Genomic DNA, 19,478 nt, shown 5'->3' on the forward strand with positions numbered 1-19,478 from the left:
CCCGGAGGGGGTCCGCGCAGGCGCGACGGAGCGGCTCCGCGCAGGCCGACGGTGTCGTCGCGTCAGACCCGTCGGCCGAGCACCCGGTCGGGGACGGGGACGTCCTCGGGCAGCAGCGGGCAGGGCTCGGGCTCGCCGACGACGGTGCGCAGGGGGAGGACGCCCGCCCACACCGGGGAGGCGAGGTCGGCCTCGTCGTCGCCGGGCGGGCCGGTGCGCACCTTGACACTGGCCTCGGTGAGGTCGAGGGCCAGCAGCGCCGTGGCGGCGAGCTCCTTGCGGTCGGGCTGCCGGGTGGCCGTCCACGAGCCCGGCGCCAGGTGCTCGGTGAGGGCCTCCAGGCCGCGCAGCCGCTCCGCGGGATCGGTGACCACCCGCGCGGCCCCGTGGACGACGGCGCTGCGGTAGTTCATCGAGTGGTGGAACGCCGAGCGGGCGTAGACGATCCCGTCGAGGTGGGTGACGGTGAAGCAGACCGGCGCCCCGGCGGCCGCGGCGCGCAGCGTGGCCGCGCCCGTGGACCCGTGCAGGTACACCGTGTCGCCGTCGCGGCCGTAGCCGGTGGGCAGCACGACCGGCGCGCCACCGAGGACGATGCCGAGGTGGCCGACCAGGCCGGCGTCGAGGACGGCGTAGAGGTCGGCCCGGTCGGTGCGGCCGCGGTCGCCGAGGCGGCGGACGGTGCTGCGGGGGGTGGGGGACAGCGGGGTCGTCGTGCTCACGCACCCAGCCTGCGACGGCGACTGGCCTCCCGGAAGGGCCAGTACGCTGCCGTTCCACCAGGCCACTCGAGGAGCGGAGGCCGCGCGTGGACATGCCCCCGGTCGTCCTCGACCGCGCCGCCGCCCGGCCCCTGGCCGTCCAGCTCGCCGACGCCCTGCGCACCGCGGCCGCGGGCGGGGTCCTGCGCCCCGGCGACCGGTTGCCCTCCACCCGCGAGCTCGCCGCCGCCCTGCGCGTCAGCCGCACGGTGACCGCGGCCGCCTACGACCAGCTCGTGGCCGAGGGCTGGGCCGCCGGCCGCCGGGGTGCGGGCACCTTCGTCGTCGGGGCCGCCCCGGCGGGACCCGTGACGCCCGTGCGCCGTCAGCAGGCCCGGCCGCCGCTCCCGTCGGTGGTCGACCTGCGGGCCGGCTCGCCCTGCCTGGAGGTGCTCGACCGGGCGGCCTGGCGCCGGGCCTGGCGGGCCGCCGGCGACCTGCCCCCCGACGCCGGGCCCGAGGCCGCCGCCGACCCGGGGTTCCAGGCCGCGGTCACCGGGCACCTGCTGCGGCACCGCGGGCTCCCGGTCGAGCCGTCGGCGGTGCTCGCCACCGGCGGCACGTCGGCCGCGGTGGCCGAGATCGCCCGCCTGCTCCCGCCGGGGAGCCGGGTCGGCGTCGAGGACCCGGGCTACCAGCGGGCGGCCGGGGCGCTGCGCGCCGCCGGGGTCGGGGTGGTGCCCTGCCCGGTCGACGACGACGGCCTGGTGGTCGACGCCGTCCCGGAGGGGCTGGCCGCGGTGTACTGCACGCCGGCGCACCAGTGGCCGCTGGGCCGGCGGATGCCGGCGGCGCGGCGGGTGGCGCTGGTCGCCCGGGCGCGCGCCGAGGGCTGGTGGGTGCTCGAGGACGACTACGACGGCGAGCTGCGCTACGACGTCGCGCCGCTGCCGCTGCTGGCCGCGCTCGGACCCGACGTCGTGGTGCACCTGGGCACCAGCAGCAAGGTCCTCAGCCCGACGCTCGGCACCGGCTGGCTGGTGGCGCCGCCGGACCTGCGCGCCGACCTCGTGGCGGCCCGGACCGCCACCGGCACCCGGCCCGGCCGCGCGGGCCAGCGGGTGCTCGCGGCGCTCGCCGCCTCGGGGGACCTGGCCCGGCACCTGCGGCGGCTGCGCCGGGAGCTGGCCGAGCGGCGCGCACTGGTGGTGGAGGAGCTGGCCCGGGCGGGCGTCGCGGTGGACGGGGACTCCGCGGGGGCGCACGTCCTCGTCCCGCTGAGCGGCCCAGCGGCCGAGGAGGCGGTGGTCACCGCGGCGGCCGGCCGCGGGCTCGCCGTCGACGGGCTCGCCCGGCACCGCACCGGCCCCGGACCGCACGACACGGCCGCCGGCCTGGTGCTCGGCTTCGCCGCCCCGGCCCGCGCCGACCTCGCCCGCGCGCTGCCCGTCCTGGCCGGCGTCCTCCGGAACGGCGACCGGCCCGCCTCCCCGGAGGGGAGACGGGCCGGGTCGGGCCGGGGCGGCTGAGCCGGGACGACTAGGCCGACACGGTCCAGGTGTCGTTGCCGGCCAGCAGCGCGTCGAGGTCGCCGGCGCCCTCGGTGCGGGCCTCCTCGAGCTGGTCGAGCATCATCCGGTCGTAGGTGGGCTTGCGCACCGACCGGAAGACGCCCATCGGCGTGTAGCGCAGGTCCTGGCTCGACAGCCGCGACAGCGCGAACGCGTAGGACGGGTCCTCGCGGGTCGCGTCGTGCACGACGATCTCGCTCGCGTCGACCTGGTTGGTCTCGGCGATCCGCAGCCCGCCGAACTCCCCGCGCACCACGCACGAGGCGCCGCCCGGGCCGAACACCAGCGGCTCGCCGTGGACCAGGGGGATCGTCCACATCGGGCCGGTGGCCGGGTCCTTGAGCAGGTCGAAGGCGCCGTCGTTGAAGATGTTGCAGTTCTGGTAGATCTCCACCAGCGCGGTGCCCTGGTGCTCGGCGGCCTGCCGCAGCACCTCGGTGAGGCCCTTGCGGTCGGAGTCCATGGCCCGGCCCACGAAGGTGGCGTCGGCGCCGATGGCCAGCGACACCGGGTTGAACGGGTGGTCCAGCGAGCCCATCGGCGTGGACTTGGTGACCTTGCCGACCTCGGACGTGGGGGAGTACTGGCCCTTGGTCAGCCCGTAGATCCGGTTGTTGAACAGCAGGATCGTCATGTTCACGTTGCGGCGCAGCGCGTGGATCAGGTGGTTGCCGCCGATCGACAGCGCGTCGCCGTCACCGGTGACGACCCACACCGACAGGTCCGGCCGGGAGGCGGCCAGGCCGGTGGCGATGGCCGGGGCGCGGCCGTGGATCGAGTGCATCCCGTAGGTGTTCATGTAGTACGGGAAGCGCGAGGAGCACCCGATGCCCGAGACGATGACCATGTCCTCGCGGGCGATCCCGAGCGAGGGCAGGAAGCTCTGGACGGCGTTGAGGATGACGTAGTCACCGCAGCCGGGGCACCAGCGCACCTCCTGGTCGGTCTTCATGTCCTTGGCCTTGAGGGCCGTCTGCTTCTCGCCCTGGGTGGCCACGGAGTCCGCGATCGCCTGCTGGATGTTGGCGTCGATCGGCGTCCCCGGCATGCCGAGGTCGTGCACGTGCGGGGAGGTGGTCACTTCGTGCCTCCGGTGGCAGCGGTGGGAGCGGTGGAGTCGATGACGTCCTGGACCACCGCGGCGAGCTCGGCGGCCCGGAAGGGCAGCCCGCGCACCTGGGTGTGGCTTTGGACGTCGACGAGGTACTTCGCGCGCAGGAGCAGCGCGAGCTGCCCCATGTTCATCTCGGGGCACACGACCCGGTCGTACCGGCTCAGGACCTCACCGAGGTCGGCCGGCATCGGGTTCACGTGCCGCAGGTGGATCTGGGCGACCTCGCGGCCGGAGTTGCGGATCTGCCGGCAGGCGGCGCCGATCGGCCCGTAGGTGGAGCCCCACCCGATGACGGCGACCCGGGCGTTCCCCGTGGGGTCGTCGACGTCGGTGGCCGGGATGTCGGCCGCGATGCCGTCGACCTTGGCCTGGCGCAGCCGGGTCATGAGGTCGTGGTTGGCCGGGTCGTAGGAGATGTTCCCGGACTTGTCGGCCTTCTCCAGCCCGCCGATGCGGTGCTGCATCCCCGCGGTGCCCGGGACGGCCCACGGGCGGGCCAGCGTCTCGGGGTCGCGCAGGTAGGGGAGGAACTCCGGCGTCCCGTCGGCGGTCGCGCCGTTGGGCTCGGTGGCGAACTCCACCCGCAGGTCGGGCAGCTCGTCGACGGCCGGGACGGCCCACGGCTCGGCGCCGTTGGCCAGGTAGCCGTCGGACAGCAGCATGACCGGCGTCCGGTACTTGAGCGCGATCCGGGCCGCCTCCAGCGCCGCGTCGAAGCAGTCGCCGGGGGAGCGGGGCGCGATGACCGGCAGCGGCGCCTCGCCGTTGCGGCCGAACATCGCCTGCAGCAGGTCCGACTGCTCGGTCTTGGTCGGCAGGCCGGTGGAGGGGCCGCCGCGCTGCACGTCGACGACGACCAGCGGCAGCTCGGTCATCACCGCGAGGCCCAGCGCCTCGGACTTCAGCGAGACGCCGGGGCCCGACGTCGTCGTGACGCCCAGGGCGCCGCCGAAGGAGGCGCCGAGCGCCGCGCCGATGCCGGCGATCTCGTCCTCGGCCTGGAAGGTCCGGACGCCGAAGGCCTTGTGCCGGGACAGCTCGTGGAGGATGTCCGACGCCGGCGTGATCGGGTAGGCGCCGAGGAACACCGGCAGGCCCGACCGCTGGCCGGCGGCCACCAGCCCGAGGGCGAGCGCCTGGTTGCCGGAGATGTTGCGGTAGCGGCCCGGCGTCATCGGGGCGGGCTTGATCTCGTAGGAGACGGCGAAGGCCTCGGTCGTCTCGCCGTAGTTGTAGCCGGCGCGGAAGGCCGCGATGTTGGCCGCGGCGATCTCGGGCTTGCGGCGGAACTGGCGCTCGAGGAAGCGGACGGTGCCCTCGGTGGGCCGGTGGTACATCCAGCTCAGCAGGCCGAGGGTGAACATGTTCTTGCTCCGCTCGGCCTCCTTCTTGCCGAGCCCGGAGTCCTTGAGCGCCTCGAGCGTCATGCTGGTCAGCCCCACGCTGACGACCTGCCAGCCCTCGAGCGAACCGTCCTCGAGCGGGTTGGTGGCGTAGCCGACCTTGGCCAGGTTGCGCGGGGTGAACTCGTCGCTGTCGACGATGACCAGGCCACCGCCGGGGAGGTCGGCGAGGTTGGCCTTGAGCGCCGCGGGGTTCATGGCGACCAGCACGTCCGGGGCGTCGCCCGGCGTCATGATGTCGTGGTCGGCGAAGTGCAGCTGGAAGGAGCTGACGCCGGGCAGGGTCCCCGTCGGCGCCCGGATCTCGGCGGGGAAGTTGGGCAGCGTCGACAGGTCGTTGCCGAAGGACGCGGTCTCGCTGGTGAAGCGGTTGCCGGTCAGCTGCATGCCGTCGCCGGAGTCACCGGCGAGGCGGATGACGACGCGGTCGAGCTCGACGACGCTCTTGACGAGCCCACCGGGGGCCGAGCTGCCGGGCGTGGTGGACGGTTCGAGAGCAGTCATCGGGCGTGTTACCTCCAACCGCCCAGGTTACGGGGCGGTGTCGCGGCGGGTCACGTGACGCGGACCACGGACGGGGCCTGCACGGGGGGACTGCCGGGCACAACGACGGGCGGCGGGAGCCTCTTCCGGACCGGGACCGTCCGTGACCGGCGTCGCAGCCGGCGCCGGGGAACGGCGGTCGCGGTCGCTCCGTTCTCGGAGGGTGCGGCGATGGGGGAACGGGGTGCGCACCGCGCTCCTGCTGGGGTCCGTGGCCGGCCTCGCCCTCGCCGCCGGTGCCGTGGTCGGCGGCCGCGGCGGGCTGCTCGTCGCCCTCGTCGTCGTGCTCGGGATCGACGGCTGGGCCTGGTACGGCTCCGACCGCCTGGCGCTGCGCGCGATGCGGGCCTTCCCGGTCACCGAGACCCAGGCGCCGGGCCTCTACGCGGTGGTCCGCGAGCTGGCCACGCAGGCCCGCCAGCCCATGCCGCGCCTGTACGTGAGCCCCACCGACCAGCCCAACGCCTTCGCCACCGGGCGCTCGCCCCGCCGCGCCGCACTCTGCTGCACCCAGGGGGTCCTCGAGCTGCTCGACCGCCGCGAGCTGCGCGCGGTGCTGGCCCACGAGCTCGCGCACGTGCGCAACCGCGACGTCCTCGTCAGCTGCCTCGCCGGCGCCCTGGCCGGCGTCGTCACCGCCCTGGCCTCCCTGGCCACGTTCGCCACGCTGTTCGGCGGGCGGCCCGACGAGGACCGGGAGGGGGCCGGCGTGCTCGGGACGCTGCTGCTGGTGGTGCTCGGCCCCCTGGCCGCGGGGATGGTCCACCTGGCGGTCAGCCGCGGCCGGGAGTACGAGGCCGACGCCGACGGCGCCCGGCTGTGCGGCGACCCGCAGGCCCTCGCCAGCGCCCTCCGCCGGATCTCCGCGGGCGCCGCCGCGCGGCCCCTGCCCCCGGAGGACCGGCTGGTGGCCCAGGGGCACCTGATGATCGCCCCGCCCGTGCGCGCCACCGGGCTCGCGGCGCTGTTCGCCACGCACCCGCCCATGGCCGAGCGGATCGCCCGCCTGGAGCGCATGGCCGACGAGGCCGGCCGCGGCTGACCGGCCCGGGCCGCCCTCACGCGTACCGGCTGCGGCGAGGCCCCGATGCCCGGTCGCGACCTCGACCGACAGTCATCGGGAGGACGGTGCAGGCAGGCCCGAGGAACCGGTCAGCACGCCCGTCTCCGAGCGGACGGCGTCAGGCTCTGTCGAGGTGGGTGGCCGTCCGCGGCTGCCCGGCGCGGCTGGCGTCCGTGGACGCTCGTGGCATCGGCTCTCGAGGCGCGTCGGCGCAGTGGCGTCGGGCATGTCGACGTGGTGTGCTTCCGGTGGGCTTCCGCCGAGGAGGTGGCTGGCATGGAACCGCACGACGCCGGCATGGAAGCGGCCGAGCGGGCCGAGTCCGCGAGCCGACGCACGCACGAGATCGCCGAGCGGCTCACGCGGCTGGCCACGGACCGGCGGTCGGAGGTGGGTGACCTCCGGAGCGCCCGTCGGCATGCGGAGGAGGCACAGCGACGCGCTGAGGACTCCCTGCGCCGGGCGGTGGCCGGGCACGAGCGGGCGGCACGCAGTCACGAGCGGGCCGCCCAGGTCCACGAGCAGGCCGCCCGTCGGGGGCTCGGGGACGTCGTCGAGCACGAACGGCAGGCCGAGCGCCACCGGCGGGATGCCCAGGCCGATCACGACGAGGCGGCCCTCGACAGGGAGCGGACGGACTGGACCGGCCACGACGGTGCCACCCCCGCCGAGGCGGGCACGTGAGCGCCGACGCAGCGCGACCGGACGAGAGCCCCGGCCCGGACATCGGCGTCGTCCCCGACCTGCTGCGTGTCCCTCCGCCGGCCGAACGAGGGCCCGACCACCTGCTGGCCCAGCTGGCCGACGTCCAGGTGGCGCACGAGGAGCTGCGCGTCGCCGAAGAGGAGATGCGGGTCCAGCAGGAGCAGATCACCCAGCTGCTCCTCCAGCATGCCGCGGAGCGCCGCTGGCGGGGGCAGATGACAGCGCTGCTCCCCCTGGGGATCTTCCTCACCGACGGCAACGGCATGCTCCACGAGGCGAACCCGGCGCTGGCGGTGCACCTCGGGACCGCGCTCCAGCGGCTGCGGGGCAAGCCGTTGAGCGTCTTCCTGGCGCCGGAGGACGTCCGGCCGTTCCGGTCCGCGCTGCGCGAGCTGAGCTCCGGAACGGCGGTCGACCAGACGCTCACCGTGACCGTGCACCCGCGGCGGCGGGCGCCGCTGCGGGCCCATCTGTTCGGCTTCACGGAGTCCGCCGACCACCGCGCGTCGGCGGTACGCGTGCAGTGGGTGCTGATCCCGGAGGAGGTGGTCGTCGACGGAGCCCCCGACGACCGCGAGGAGCGGGCCGTTCCGCCGAGTGTCGAGGTCGACGCCGGCGAAGAGGCCGCTGAGCGGATCTCCACGGCGCAGGTCATCGGGCTGGCCACGGCGCTCACCGAGCTGTCCGCGCTGCCCGTCTCGGAGGGCGACCGGCAGCGGCTGCTCGGCCGGATGGCCGCGCTGATCAGGGGCGCGGTGCCCGCCGCGGACTGGGTCAGCATCACGCTGGGCAGTCCGCGGGACCCGCAGCGGCTGGGCAGCGACTCACCGCAGGCGCAGTCGTTCGACGGTCGGCAGGTGCAGGCCGCCCAGGGCCCCTGCTGGGACGCCTACCGGCTCGGTTCGGTGGTGGTCACCGACGACGTGGCCGCCGATCTGCGCTGGCCGGCCCTGGCCCCGCTCGTCGGCGCCGGTCCGGTCCGCAGCGTCCTCGCCGTTCCGCTGCACGAGGACGGCGCGACCTCGGGCGCCATCAACGTCTACTCCGGGCGGACGGCCGCCTTCGGGCCGGCCGGTCGGCGCATCGGCGAGCTCGTGGCCGCCGCCGTGGCGGGGGTCCTGCAGAACGTCGCGGAGCGCGAGGCCATGCAGCAGCTCGCGGTCAACCTCGAACGGGCCCTCGGGTCCCGCGCGGTCATCGACCAGGCCAAGGGCATCCTCATGGGACGGCTCGGCGTCGATGCCGATGACGCCTTCGCCCGACTGGTGGCCCTGAGCAACCGGCACAACGTGAAGGTGCGTGACCTCGCTGTGCTCGTCGTCGGGGGGCACGTCGACGGCGTGCTGGCGGCCGACTGACCGCTCCGTGCGACGAGCCCCGCAGGGGGTCAGGCGTCGGCGGGGTCCATCAGCACCACCGCGCCGCCCCGCTCGCCGGGCACGTGCTGGAAGGCGCTGACGGTCACACGGACGCGCACCCGGCGGCCGCGCCGGTTGACCGCGTCCAGCTCGAGCGTCTCGTGCGGCTCCCCCTCCCCGGCGACCTGGCGCCGCAGCAGCGGCTGGAGCTCGACGACCGGGAGGCCGATGTCGAGGCTCAGGAGGAACTGCCCACGGGCCTCGTCGGACCGGATGCCCCAGAGGTCCTCAGCTGCGTCGTTCCAGGCGAGGACCCGCATCTCGGGATCCACGACCACGACGCCGACGCGGAAGCTGCCGAGCACACCGGCCATGAACCGGTTGAGGGCGCCGACCTCGTCGGTGGTGGTGCGCAGCTCCTCGTTGGTGGAGTGGAGCTCGTCGTTCATCGACTGGAGCTCCTCGTTCATCGTCTCCAGTTCCTCGTTGGTCGACTGGAGCTCCTCGTTCGTCGTCTCCAGTTCCTCGACCGTCGACTGGAGCTCCTCGTTGGTGGTCTCCAGTTCCTCGTTGGTGGACTGCAGTTCCTCGTAGGCGGTCTCGAGTTGGCGGTTGGCGTACTCGAGCTCCTGGCGCAGCCGGCTGTACTGGGTGACGTCCTCGAAGGTGACCGTCGTCCCCAGGAAGGTGCCGTCCTCGCGGTAGAGCGGGATCACCTGGACGTCGAAGACGTCGGGCTCCTGACCGGGCCGGCGGCGCTCGACCGCCCGGTTCTGTACCGGTGACCTGTTGGCGTGCGCCTCGGTGAGCGCGGTCCGCAGCTCCACCGGCCGGTAGGAGACCTCCAGGTCCTGGATGGGCCGTCCGACGTCGCGGCCGTCGACCCCGAGCAGCCGCTCGGCCTGCCGGTTCACCATGGCCAGGCGCCCGTCGGCATCGAGGGCGAGCTGGGCCGTCGGCGCGGCGAGCATCGCCTCCCGCCGCAGCCGGGACAGCTCCCCCTCCCCGACCCCGAGACCTCCCCGCGGGATGGCGGGGGCGGTCCGCCGCTCGACCGCCGGCTGGGCGTCCCGCTTGCGGAAGAAGCGGCGGCTGAGGTCGACCGGGGCGAACAGCTGCCCGTGTGAGAGCAGCATCTCGGCCTTGCCGAGGAACAGCAGCCCCTCCGGGTTGAGCGCGAAGTGCAGCCGGCTCAGGATGCGGCTCTGCGTCTCGGCGTTGAAGTACATGAGGGTGTTGCGGCACAGGAGGAGGTCGACGTGTGAGATCGGCGCGTCCTGCACGAGGTCGTTGCGACCGAAGATCACCGACCGCCGCAGGTCCTTGCGGAACGCGAACCGCGAGCCGTCGGGCTGGAAGTACTCCTCGACCTGCGCCGCCGTCAGGCCGGCCAGCTCGCGTTCGGTGAAGACCGCCAGCCGGGCCTGCGCCAGCGCTTCCTCGTCGACGTCGGTCGCATAGATCTTCACGCGCTGCCGGAACTGCTCGGCGCCGAGCGCCTCGGCCAGCAGGATGGCGAGGCTGTAGGCCTCCTGTCCTGACGCCGATCCGGCACTCCAGACCCGGATGGTGGGCCCGGCCGCCGCGATGAGCGGTGGCAGCAGCCGCTCCCGCAGGTGCTCCCAGGCGGGCCGGTCGCGGAAGAAGCTCGTCACGTTGATCAGGACGGTGTTGAACAGCGGGGTGAACTCGTCGGGGTGCACCTCGAGGTAGTCCTGGTAGTCGGCCGTGGACGCCATGCCGACCTCCGCCATCCGGCGTCGCACCCGTCGCATGAGGCTGGGCCGCTTGTAGCCCGTGAAGTCGAAGCCGCGGCGCTCGCGGAGGAAGACCAGGAGCGACTCGAAGGCCGGATCGGGCATCTCCGCTGCCCCGGTCACCTCCTCGGGCACGTCCTCGTCGGCGGGGGCGGCGTCCGGGTCCTCGGCGTCGAGCGGCAGCCGGCTCTCCAGGGGGGCGTCGTCCTGCGCGCTCACCGATCAGGCTCCCTGTGCGTCGCCGGGGAGCCCCTCACCGTTGAGCTCGCCCTGCTCCAGCAGCCGGCGCAACAGCCCGGCCGCGTGCAGCGCCTCGTCGTGCCGCTGGCGGAAGGCCTGCGCGCTGATGAGGTGACCGCGCTGTTCCGCGCGCTCCCCCATGCGCAGGCTGAGCGTGGCGCGCTCCTCCAACCCGCGCAGGGCCATCCACAGCGCGCTCTCCAGCGCCTGCGACTGCTCGACCGCGAGCGCCTCGGGCGACCACGCGTGTCCGACGCGGCAGCGGTACCGCTCCATCCCGCCCTCGGTGATCGAGAACAGGGCTCCGTGGCAGGTGGGGCAGCCGAACCCGGACGGCCTGCCGGGCCGGTCGTCGGCGTCGAGCGCTTCGCGGTCCAGGTGGGCCATCGCCGTCTCCGTGTCCATCAGCTCGCTGGGCGGGGGTTCGTCCACCTGGCCGACGTCCTCGGCCAGCAGCTCCGCCAGCAGAGGCCCCATCTTCTCCACCGGTACCACGTGGTCCGCGCCCGCGATCTCGACGGCGTGCTGCGGCATGCCGGGGTAGAGGGCCTCGTCGGGGTCCTGCGCCACGCCGATCCCGCCCCGCGCCCGGACGGCGATCATCCCCGCGGTGCCGTCGTCCAGCGCGCCGGAGAGCACCACGGCGATCACCCGGCGACCGGCTGCGCGGGCCGCCGAGCGGAAGAGGACGTCGACGGCCGGTCGGTGGCCGTTCTCGCGCGGCCCCCGGGACAGCAGGACGTGACCATCGCTCACCATCAGGTGCCGGTCGGGGCTGGCCACCAACACCGTCCCCGGCTGCAGCGGGTCACCGTCCACCGCGGGCCGGACGGGGAGAGCGCAGACCCGGTCCAGGATCGCCGGGAGTGCGCTGCGGGCGTTGGTGGGAAGGTGCAGGACGACCAGGACGGCGGCCGGGAGGTCGGGCGGGAAGCTGCCGAGCATCTGGCGCAGTGACTCCACCCCGCCCGCCGAGGCGCCGACCACGACCAGGTCCCTGCGCGCGACGGTCACGGCACTCCTCCCCTCACCTCGGTGCGCTCCAGCCGGGGCACCAGCAAGGCGTGCAGGAACCGTAGCCCCGCACGGCCCGCGCGGGGCGGTCACCCCGTCCCCGACCGGCGCCGACACGCCGATCGGTGTCGACCTCGTCGCGGGTCGGAGCTCCGGCCCGGGCAGCCCGCTCGGTCAGCGGGGACATCCGGACACGTGTCCGGATCGGTTCCCGGGTCCATCCCGTGGAGCCGACGCCCGACCTCCCCGCTGTGCGAGCGCCCGAGCCACCGGCACCGCCGCTCCTCCTGTCGATCGACCTCTCCGCCGGCACCGTCACCGTGCAGGGGGGAGCTCGAGCGCCTGGGCGTCTGCCGGCTGGACGAGGCCGTCGCGGCACCGACCCACTCGTGCTCGCCGCACTGGTCCATCGACGTCGCCGACGTCTCCTCCTGCGACGTCCAGGGGCGGCGGTGCCTGCTCGACGCCCGGCGACTCGCGGCCCGTCACTGCAGGCATCGTCACTGGGCGTCCCGGCGTGGCCCCTCCCACACCGCCCTCTGCTGGAGCGGCACCCTGGCCGACCTGTACGCCTCGGCGAGCTCGTCCAGCTCCTCGTTGAGTGTGTGCGCCAGGACGTTGTACTCACCGGGCGGGAGGTCGAGGAAGCCGTGGATCTGCGCCGCCACCGACACCTCGTCGGCCTGTCCGCCGAGCGCCAGGTAGCGGAGCCACACGTCGTGGGTCGACAGACCGAGGAGACCGAAGGCGATCTGCAGAGGTGAGGCTGCACCCGGCACCTGGGTCATGGCTCCCCGTCTCCGCGGACCGCGGGGGCTGGAACCCGCCCGATCCCGGGATGGACCAGACAGCCCCGACGTGCCGCACAGGTTACTGCCCGGCAGCGGGATCGGCAGGCCGTCGAGCCGGTGGCCGACCCGTCGCGCGTCTCTGTCAGGTGTCTGACATTGGCGTACCGTACGGCGGGTGGAGCCGCAGTCGTCCGCCCTCCCCGACGGGTTCGACGTGGTCGTCGTCGCGGCGTCCGCCGGGGGTGTCCGAGCCCTCCAGGCGGTCGTTCCGGCGCTGCCGGCCGCGTTCCCCGCGCCGGTCCTCGTGGTGCAGCACCGGCGTCCTGCCACGCCGGACCTGCTGACCGCACTGCTCAGGGTGCGTTCCCGGCTCCCCGTGCGTCCCGCCACGGACGGCGTGCTCCGGCCCGGCGTCACGGTGCTGCCCGCGCAGCAGTCCGCACGGTTGAGCGGCGACGGCACCGTGACGCTGGCGCCTGCCGCGCCGAACCGCTCCACCGACGACCTGCTGGTCTCGGCGGCCGCCGCCTTCGGACCGCGGGTGCTCGCGGTGGTCCTGACCGGACGTCTGGACGACGGTGCCGCGGGGGTGCGGGCGGTGCGGCGAGCCGGCGGCCGCGTCCTGGTGCAGGATCCCGAGGAGGCGGAGTCCCCAGGGATGCCGAGCGCCGCGCTGGCCACCGGCTGCGTGGAACACGCCCTGCCGCTCTCCTGCATCGCCCCGGCGCTCGTCGCCTACACGATGGCGCCCGGTGCCGCCGAGCTGTTGGCCGTCCCGGTCGCGCCCTGGGCACGCCTCGGCGCCGTGAGCGGGGCCTCCGCATGACGACAGGACCCGGAGGAGCGCCCGTGGACGCCGATCACGGGAGAGCACCGGACGGGGACGGCCGCCGCACCGCCGCACCGACCGCGCCCTCCGCTCCGGACTCCCGGCGCAACCTCCTCCTGGCAGGCCTGCCGGACGCCGAACTGCAGCGGCTGCTGCCCGAGCTCGAGCTGGTGGACCTCGCGCTCCACGACCAGGTGCTGACCCGGGATGAACCCATCAAGGACCTGCACTTCCCACTGGACTGCGTTCTGTCCCTCATGGCCTCGGCCGGGGGAGGAGACCAGGTCGAGGTCGCCACCATCGGCTACGAGGGGATGTCGGGTCTCCCCGTCTTCCTCGGCGTGGCCACCGGTCCGAACGACGCCTTCTGTCAGGTCCCGGGGCGGGCGTTGCGGCTCTCGGCTGCCGGGCTCCGCCGCTTCCTGGCGTCCGACGGCGCGTTGCACCAGTCGTTGCACCGTTACACGCAGGCGACGATGGTCCTGCTGGCCCAGAACGTCGCCTGCAACCGCGCGCACAGGACCGAGGAGCGCTGCGCGCGGTGGCTCCTGCAGACCCGTGACCGGGTCGGCGCCGACCAGTTCCCCCTGACCCAGGAGTTCCTCGCGCAGATGCTCGGCGTCCGCCGGGGGACCGTCTCCCTGACCGCGAGCGTCCTGCAGGCAGCCGGCACGATCCGGTACACCCGCGGGGTCATCACCGTCCTCGACGCCGACGCACTCCACCGAGCCGCGTGCGCCTGCTACGACATCGTCCAGGAACAGTTCCAGCGCCTGACCAGGGCGCCGGCCACCTGATGCCCGAGTGCGGCAAGCGGCCCCACGAGTCCTCCGGGATCCGGCTGCCCGCCCACGAGAGGGTCCCCCGTCGCGTCAGGGGACGGCTCACCCACCGAGCACGTGCCCGCAGGTCGAGGGCGGGACCGCACCCCTCCCTCGCTCCGCCACCCTTCGGCCGGCCGGCCGGCACCTGAGCACCCCTCGGGAACCGTCCATCCACGGCGCACACACCTCGTGCACCAGCGGCGCGGGAGTTCGTCGGACCAGTCGCGTGGCGATGCGGGCCCGTGGGTCCGAGTCGGCCGGACAGGCGCGGGGGCGGTCCTGTGGCGAGCCGTCAAGGGCATGACCGGTAGCCGCGCAGTGGGCTCGAACCCGTTGTCCGGGCGAGGGTGGGCAGAGGAGGACCCGGCGCCTCTGCCGGTCGTGCCGGGTCCGGCCGACCAGGCACCTGCTGCCTCGCCGTCGTGGCGTCGGAGCGGACGCCTGACGGGCGTGGCGGAGCACTCTCCCTGCCGGGCGGTCACGTCTGGGCGATGCGCGCAACCGAGATCGACGATCACGACGTCGCGCCACCCGACCGCCGCCGTGCCGCCTCGACTGGGGAGGCCTCCGCGCACGGGGACGGACCGCACGCGGGCCGCAGCCGCCGGGCTGATGGCGGCCACGACTCGCGCTCCTGCGGACCCTCTGCGGATCGAGCGGGACCAGCGCGCCGCTGACCTGGGGATGGGCGTCAGCTCAGCGGTAGTTGTCGAACTGCAGGGCGACGTCGAGGTCCTGGGCCCGCAGCAGCTGCTGGACGGCCTGCAGGTCGTCGCGCTTCTTGCCGCTCACCCGGAGCTGGTCGCCCTGGATCTGCGCCTGGACGCCCTTGGGACCCTCGTCGCGGATGATCTTCGCGATCTTCCTGGCCACGTCGGACTCGATGCCCTGCTTGATCCGCGCCGAGAGCTTGTAGGCCTTGCCCGAGGCCTGCGGCTCGTCGGCGTCGAGGGCCTTGAGCGAGATCCCGCGCTTGACCAGCTTGTCCTTGAAGACGTCGAGGGCGGCGGTGACCCGCTCCTCGGTGTCGGCCTGCAGGAGGACGCCGTCCTCGCCGGCCCAGGTGATGCTCGCGTTGGTCCCGCGGAAGTCGAAGCGCTGCGAGAGCTCCTTGCCCGCCTGGTTCAGCGCGTTGTCGATCTCCTGTCGGTCGACCTTGCTCACGACGTCGAAGGACGAGTCGGCCATGTCTGCTCCTCCTCCCGCGCGGGGAACCCGCCGCGGGACCCGTCGGGCCGTCGCCGGCCCGTCTTGTACCCTTCTCCCCGTGGCACCACGGCGGGTTGCCCGAGTGGCCAATGGGAGCGGACTGTAAATCCGTCGGCTTAGCCTACGAAGGTTCGAATCCTTCACCCGCCACACCCACGGCAGCGGCCCCCGACCGGCAGGTCGGGGGCCGCTCTGCGCTCGGGGACGCGGCCCGACGTCGGCGTCCGGGGCCTCAGCCCAGCGTCGGCGCCCGCGCGCCGGCCACCGCGGTGACCTCCAGGGGCCGGCCGCCCAGGAACAGCCAGCCGAAGGCGATCTCCACCGACCGCGAGCAGCGCACCGTCACCTCCGTGCCGTCGGTCTCCGCCGTCCAGGCGTCCAGGGGCGTCACGCCGTCGGCGAGGGAGTCGGCGACGGCGGCCCGGGCCGTCTCGGTGGTCAGCGGGAGGGCCGCGCCCACGCCGGTGGCGTAGACCCGTCCCTCGTCGGTCCGGTTGGCCGCGGCCAGGGCGGCGCCGTCGCACACCGCCTGCAGGTCCTGCTGCTCCAGGAAGGCGTCGGACGCGGCGACGGCACCCAGGGCCATGGTCGCCGCGACCAGCCAGCAGACGAGGACGAATGGCAGCGCCGAGCCACGCTCCCGCACCGCTGCCTCCGCACCCCGCACGGCGCGCAGCGTAGGGAGCGGCGCGCGGCCGCGGACCACGGTCCACAGGATCGGTCGACCCCACCCGCCCCAGGTGTCACCCGTGGCGGTGACAACTGGCTGACCATCCGCCACTCAGCGTGAGGACATGACGGGTCGTCACCCCATCGTGATCCTGCGTGCTTGCCTCGCCAGGGTGAGGGCAAGAGGGTTCCGGGCGCGGTCCGTATCCGAACGACGCTCTGCCCCCGCGCCTGGGTGACAGCCGCACTCGAGAGCTGTCCATTCATGCCTGAGGAGGCGTCATGAGCACCACCATGTCCTCGACCGAGTCCGTCCGTGGCAACCGCTGGAGCCGTGGCAACCGCTGGAGCCGGGGCAACCGCTGGAGCCGGGGCAACCGCTGGAGCTGACGCCCTCCGTTCCAGGACGGGGGCAGCCGCGGGAACGGCGGCTGCCTCCGAGGGGTGAGATCGCTCTCAGCCATCCGCCCCGCGCTGTTAGCCTCGGCCGACGCCCACCCACCGAACAGACAGGGTCCCGTTGGCCGAGCCCCCGGCTCCCGTCGTGGAGCACCGCGAGCCCTCGGCCGTTCCCCCGGGACGGTCGCCCGGGGCGCCCGTCCTGCGACCCTGGGTCCCGGTGTGCGCGGCGGCCCTCATCGCGCTGGTCCTCGGGCTGCTCGTGCTGCCGCCGGCCGCGACGTCCGCCTCGCCCCTCGTCGTCCTGGTGCTGGTCGTCGCCTTCGCCGTCACCGAGTCGGTCAAGCTCGACCTCGAGGTTCGCCGTCAGACGTTCAGCCTGACGCCGATGGAGCTGGTCGTCGTCATCGGGCTGGTCGAGGTCGGCGGCCTCTGGACCGCTCTGGCGCGCGGCGCGGCCGTCGTCGCCGTCCTCCTCCGCCAGAACTACGCCCCGTACAAGACCGTCTTCAACGTCGCGCTCGCGGTCCTCGAGGTGACCGCGGCGGTGGCGGTCCTGCAGCTGTTCCCCGCCCCGGACCTGGCCTCGCCGCTGACCTGGGCCGCCCTGGTCGTGGCCGTCACGTTCGCCGACGTCGTCTCCGCCGCGTGCGTCGCCGCGATCATCACGCTGACCGACGGCCGGCCGGACCGGCGCTTCTGGATGGGCGCGCTGGTGCCGCAGTTCGTCCTCGGCCCGCTCAGCGTGGCCGCCGGCGTCGGGGCGGTCCTGCTGACCCGCGACAACGGCTGGGCCTGGCTGCTCATCCTCCCGATCCTCGCGGCCATGGTCGCGGTCTTCCGGCTGTCGGCCTCGGCCCTGCGCGAGCGGCGGACCGTGCAGCAGGTCTACGAGTTCGCCCGCCGGGTCGAGCAGGTCCGGCCGGACGCGGACGGGCCGCTGCAGATCGTCCTGGCGGTCCAGGAGCTGCTCAACGCCGACAAGGTGGCGCTGTGGCTGCCGCCCTACCTCGACGAGCCCCCACGGCTGGTCGTGGCCGGCGACGGCGGTGTCACCTGGTACGACGGGCCGGCCGACCCCGAGGACGTCCTGCGCCAGCGGGTGCTGACGCCCGGCTCCTCCGAGCCGGTCCTGGTCGCCGCCGGCCGGGCGACGCCGGCCGAGGGCGCCGCCCTGGCCCGCCGCGGTGCCGAGGAGGTCCTCGGGGCACCGGTGGCGACGGCGGCCGGCGAACCCGGCTACCTGGAGGTGTGCGACCGGCGCAGCGACGTCGTGTCGTTCACCGGCAGCGACCGCTCCGCGCTGGACTCGATGCTCACGCACGTCAACGCGGCCATCCGCCAGCAGCAGCTGCTGACGCAGATCCGCTACGACGCCGACCACGACCGGCTCACCGGGCTGCCCAACCGGCAGCGGCTGGCCGCCGAGATCGACCAGCTGCTCGGCGCCGACCCGGTCGGCGCGCGCGCCGGCCTCGTGCTCGCGGCGCTGGACAACCACACCGAGATCGTCGACACCCTCGGGCACGCCGCCGCCGACGAGCTGCTCCTCGTCACCGCCGGCCTGCTGCGCGAGCACGCGCCGCCGGACGCGCTCGTCGCCCGCATGGAGGGCGAGCAGTTCGCCGTCCTGCTGCCCGGGCTGTCGCTGCCCGCCACCGACCGCGCCGCCCGCCGGCTGCGCGAGGCGACCTCCACCCGGGCGCGCGTGGCCGGCCTGGACCTGGAGGTCACGCTCACCGTCGGCGTGGCCGCCGCGCCAGTCCACGGCACCGACTCGGGCACGCTGATGCAGCGGGCCGACGTCGCGCTGCTGGCGGCCGCCTCGGAGAGCGGCGGCGTGGCCAGCTACCACCAGGTGCTCGACCAGCAGAGCCTGCGGCGCCTGCAGCTGGGCACCGAGCTCGAGCAGGCCATGGCCGACGGCTCCATCAGCGTCGTCTTCCAGCCGATCATCGACGCGCGGACCTCCGACATCGTCTCGGTGGAGACCCTCGTCCGCTGGGCCCACCCGCGCTTCGGGGCGATCCCGCCGGACGACTTCATCCACCTCGCCGAGCAGATCGGCCGCATCGGCCCGCTGACCGACCACGTGCTGGACCTGGCGCTGGCGCGCTGCCGGCGGTGGCTGGACCAGGACATCGCCCTGTCGGTCGCGGTGAACCTCTCGGCGCGCTGCCTGACCGAGCCCGACCTCGTCGAGCGGGTCCAGCGGGCGCTGCGCCGCCACGGCGTCCCCGGGGAGCTGCTCATCCTCGAGCTCACCGAGGGCAGCGTCGTCGACGACTCCGTGCGCTCCAGCAACGTCCTGACCGACCTGCACGCCCTGGGCCTGCGGCTGTCGATGGACGACTTCGGCACCGGCTACTCGTCGCTGTCACAGCTGCGCCAGCTGCCGATCGACGAGGTCAAGATCGACAAGTCCTTCGTGCTGGGCATGTCCACCAGCCAGGGCGAGTCCTTCATCGCCCGCTCGATCATCGAGCTGGCGCACAACCTCGGCCTGCGCGTCGTGGCCGAGGGCGTCGAGGACGAGCTGACCCGCAAGCTGCTCACCGAGATGGGCTGCGACAAGCTCCAGGGCTTCCTGGTCAGCCGGCCGCTCGCCGACGAGGTGCTGGAGAAGTGGCTGCTCGCGCGCACCGGCGTCCGCTCGGCCGCGCCGGGTGCCCAGCACCGCCGGCTGTTCGTCCGCGCCTGAGGGAGGACCCCGCGTCCCCCGGCACTCGCGGGCTCGCGGTGGGCCCCTGCGGGGGAGCCGCGAGGGGGTCGGGTATAGTTCCTGACGGCTCGTAGAGCACGCCCCTTTAGCTCAGTCGGCAGAGCGTCTCCATGGTAAGGAGAAGGTCTACGGTTCGATTCCGTAAAGGGGCTCCGACCAGCCGGTCCAGTCGCGAGACCGGGCCGTGCGGTCATCCGGCGGTGTAGCTCAGCCTGGTAGAGCAAGCGGCTCATAATCGCTGTGTCACCGGTTCAAGTCCGGTCACCGCTACTCCAGACGGACCCCGGGCGACCGGGGTCCGTCGCCGTGTCGGCACCCGCCGCCACGGTCTCCCGGCCACACGGCCGGCCCGACAAGGCGAGGAGCCTCCATGGCAGCCACCGACGTCCGTCCGAAGATCACCCTGGCCTGCCAGGAGTGCAAGAGCCGGAACTACATCACGCGCAAGAACCGGCGCAACGACCCCGACCGGCTCGAGATCAAGAAGTACTGCCCCCGGGACCGCAAGCACACGGTCCACCGCGAGACCCGCTGACGCGGGTCCGCACGGAGCGAGGGAGGGCGGG

16 protein-coding genes and 3 tRNA genes are annotated in these 19,478 nt (G+C 74.2%); 11 read left to right on the forward strand and 8 right to left on the reverse strand.

The window, feature by feature from the left end; genetic code table 11:
- Window positions 1–62: 62 nt before the first annotated feature.
- Entirely contained in the window at window positions 63–722 is a 660-nt protein-coding gene (locus JD79_RS09240; RefSeq protein WP_110005280.1) for a pyridoxamine 5'-phosphate oxidase family protein, read from the reverse strand.
- Window positions 723–814: 92 nt separating this feature from the next.
- Here JD79_RS09240 and pdxR point away from each other — a divergent pair, with 92 nt between their 5' ends.
- Window positions 815–2,230: a MocR-like pyridoxine biosynthesis transcription factor PdxR gene (gene pdxR / locus JD79_RS09245; protein WP_110007577.1), complete on the forward strand. Its 1,416-nt coding sequence runs from the start codon at window positions 815–817 to the stop codon at window positions 2,228–2,230.
- Window positions 2,231–2,240: 10 nt separating this feature from the next.
- Here pdxR and JD79_RS09250 read toward each other — a convergent pair whose 3' ends face one another.
- Complete coding sequence (locus tag JD79_RS09250; protein ID WP_110005281.1) at window positions 2,241–3,353, reverse strand: 2-oxoacid:ferredoxin oxidoreductase subunit beta; 1,113 nt, start codon at window positions 3,351–3,353, stop codon at window positions 2,241–2,243.
- On the reverse strand, window positions 3,350–5,293 hold the full coding sequence (locus JD79_RS09255) for a 2-oxoacid:acceptor oxidoreductase subunit alpha (RefSeq protein WP_110005282.1): 1,944 nt from the start codon (window positions 5,291–5,293) through the stop codon (window positions 3,350–3,352). The genes JD79_RS09250 and JD79_RS09255 overlap by 4 nt, the downstream gene beginning before the upstream one ends.
- A gap of 223 nt (window positions 5,294–5,516) precedes the next feature.
- Between JD79_RS09255 and JD79_RS09260 the strand changes: the two genes are divergently transcribed.
- From JD79_RS09260 to JD79_RS09270, 3 genes are all read left to right on the forward strand, one after another.
- Window positions 5,517–6,374, forward strand: a complete 858-nt coding sequence (locus tag JD79_RS09260) for a M48 family metalloprotease (protein ID WP_245899973.1) — start codon at window positions 5,517–5,519, stop codon at window positions 6,372–6,374.
- A gap of 297 nt (window positions 6,375–6,671) precedes the next feature.
- Window positions 6,672–7,079, forward strand: coding sequence for a hypothetical protein (locus tag JD79_RS09265; protein WP_146220418.1), 408 nt, complete (start codon window positions 6,672–6,674; stop codon window positions 7,077–7,079).
- Window positions 7,076–8,458: an ANTAR domain-containing protein gene (locus tag JD79_RS09270; protein WP_110005285.1), complete on the forward strand. Its 1,383-nt coding sequence runs from the start codon at window positions 7,076–7,078 to the stop codon at window positions 8,456–8,458. Before JD79_RS09265 ends, JD79_RS09270 begins: the two co-directional genes overlap by 4 nt.
- A 29-nt stretch (window positions 8,459–8,487) precedes the next feature.
- Here the strand turns inward: JD79_RS09270 and JD79_RS09275 are convergent, their stop codons facing one another.
- The 3 genes from JD79_RS09275 to JD79_RS09285 form a co-directional block, all read right to left on the reverse strand.
- Window positions 8,488–10,434: a CheR family methyltransferase gene (locus JD79_RS09275; RefSeq protein ID WP_211307916.1), complete on the reverse strand. Its 1,947-nt coding sequence runs from the start codon at window positions 10,432–10,434 to the stop codon at window positions 8,488–8,490.
- A gap of 3 nt (window positions 10,435–10,437) precedes the next feature.
- Window positions 10,438–11,469, reverse strand: coding sequence for a chemotaxis protein CheB (locus tag JD79_RS09280; RefSeq protein ID WP_211307917.1), 1,032 nt, complete (start codon window positions 11,467–11,469; stop codon window positions 10,438–10,440).
- A 500-nt stretch (window positions 11,470–11,969) separates the two neighbouring features.
- Window positions 11,970–12,257 carry a hypothetical protein gene (locus JD79_RS09285; protein ID WP_110005286.1) on the reverse strand — a complete coding sequence of 96 codons (288 nt, stop codon included), beginning with the start codon at window positions 12,255–12,257 and terminating at the stop codon, window positions 11,970–11,972.
- A gap of 178 nt (window positions 12,258–12,435) precedes the next feature.
- Here JD79_RS09285 and JD79_RS09290 point away from each other — a divergent pair, with 178 nt between their 5' ends.
- Window positions 12,436–13,086: a chemotaxis protein CheB gene (locus tag JD79_RS09290; RefSeq protein WP_110005287.1), complete on the forward strand. Its 651-nt coding sequence runs from the start codon at window positions 12,436–12,438 to the stop codon at window positions 13,084–13,086.
- Between the two features lie 23 nt (window positions 13,087–13,109).
- The gene (locus tag JD79_RS09295; protein WP_170149166.1) at window positions 13,110–13,886 is read left to right on the forward strand and encodes a Crp/Fnr family transcriptional regulator; all 777 of its coding nucleotides are present in this window, start codon (window positions 13,110–13,112) and stop codon (window positions 13,884–13,886) included.
- A 723-nt stretch (window positions 13,887–14,609) separates the two neighbouring features.
- Here the strand turns inward: JD79_RS09295 and JD79_RS09300 are convergent.
- Complete coding sequence (locus JD79_RS09300) at window positions 14,610–15,101, reverse strand: YajQ family cyclic di-GMP-binding protein (RefSeq protein WP_110005289.1); 492 nt, start codon at window positions 15,099–15,101, stop codon at window positions 14,610–14,612.
- Between the two features lie 89 nt (window positions 15,102–15,190).
- On the opposite strand from JD79_RS09300, the gene JD79_RS09305 reads away from it, so the two are divergent.
- Window positions 15,191–15,272: transfer RNA gene (locus JD79_RS09305), tRNA-Tyr, on the forward strand.
- A gap of 82 nt (window positions 15,273–15,354) precedes the next feature.
- Here the strand turns inward: JD79_RS09305 and JD79_RS09310 are convergent.
- Window positions 15,355–15,789 carry a pilus assembly protein TadG-related protein gene (locus JD79_RS09310; RefSeq protein WP_110007580.1) on the reverse strand — a complete coding sequence of 145 codons (435 nt, stop codon included), beginning with the start codon at window positions 15,787–15,789 and terminating at the stop codon, window positions 15,355–15,357.
- A gap of 621 nt (window positions 15,790–16,410) precedes the next feature.
- Here JD79_RS09310 and JD79_RS09320 point away from each other — a divergent pair.
- The 4 genes from JD79_RS09320 to rpmG all read left to right on the forward strand — a co-directional run bounded on the left by JD79_RS09320 (window position 16,411) and on the right by rpmG (window position 19,447).
- Window positions 16,411–18,891 carry a putative bifunctional diguanylate cyclase/phosphodiesterase gene (locus JD79_RS09320; protein ID WP_245899974.1) on the forward strand — a complete coding sequence of 827 codons (2,481 nt, stop codon included), beginning with the start codon at window positions 16,411–16,413 and terminating at the stop codon, window positions 18,889–18,891.
- A 100-nt stretch (window positions 18,892–18,991) separates the two neighbouring features.
- Window positions 18,992–19,064: transfer RNA gene (locus tag JD79_RS09325), tRNA-Thr, on the forward strand.
- 44 nt (window positions 19,065–19,108) lie between these two features.
- Window positions 19,109–19,182, forward strand: a tRNA-Met gene (locus JD79_RS09330).
- A 100-nt stretch (window positions 19,183–19,282) separates the two neighbouring features.
- Window positions 19,283–19,447 carry a 50S ribosomal protein L33 gene (gene rpmG / locus JD79_RS09335; RefSeq protein WP_110005290.1) on the forward strand — a complete coding sequence of 55 codons (165 nt, stop codon included), beginning with the start codon at window positions 19,283–19,285 and terminating at the stop codon, window positions 19,445–19,447.
- The last annotated feature ends 31 nt before the right edge of the window (window positions 19,448–19,478 follow it).

The organism is Geodermatophilus normandii, from assembly GCF_003182485.1.
In the GTDB taxonomy this organism is placed as follows: Bacteria; Actinomycetota; Actinomycetes; order Mycobacteriales; family Geodermatophilaceae; genus Geodermatophilus; species Geodermatophilus normandii.

Coding starts and splice junctions, on each gene's coding strand:
- JD79_RS09265 (WP_146220418.1), top strand. CDS start 6,672: ATGGAACCGCACGACGCCGGCATGGAAGCGGCCGAGCGGGCCGAGTCC.
- JD79_RS09300 (WP_110005289.1), bottom strand. CDS start 15,101: ATGGCCGACTCGTCCTTCGACGTCGTGAGCAAGGTCGACCGACAGGAG.
- JD79_RS09255 (WP_110005282.1), bottom strand. CDS start 5,293: ATGACTGCTCTCGAACCGTCCACCACGCCCGGCAGCTCGGCCCCCGGT.
- rpmG (WP_110005290.1), top strand. CDS start 19,283: ATGGCAGCCACCGACGTCCGTCCGAAGATCACCCTGGCCTGCCAGGAG.
- pdxR (WP_110007577.1), top strand. CDS start 815: ATGCCCCCGGTCGTCCTCGACCGCGCCGCCGCCCGGCCCCTGGCCGTC.
- JD79_RS09285 (WP_110005286.1), bottom strand. CDS start 12,257: ATGACCCAGGTGCCGGGTGCAGCCTCACCTCTGCAGATCGCCTTCGGT.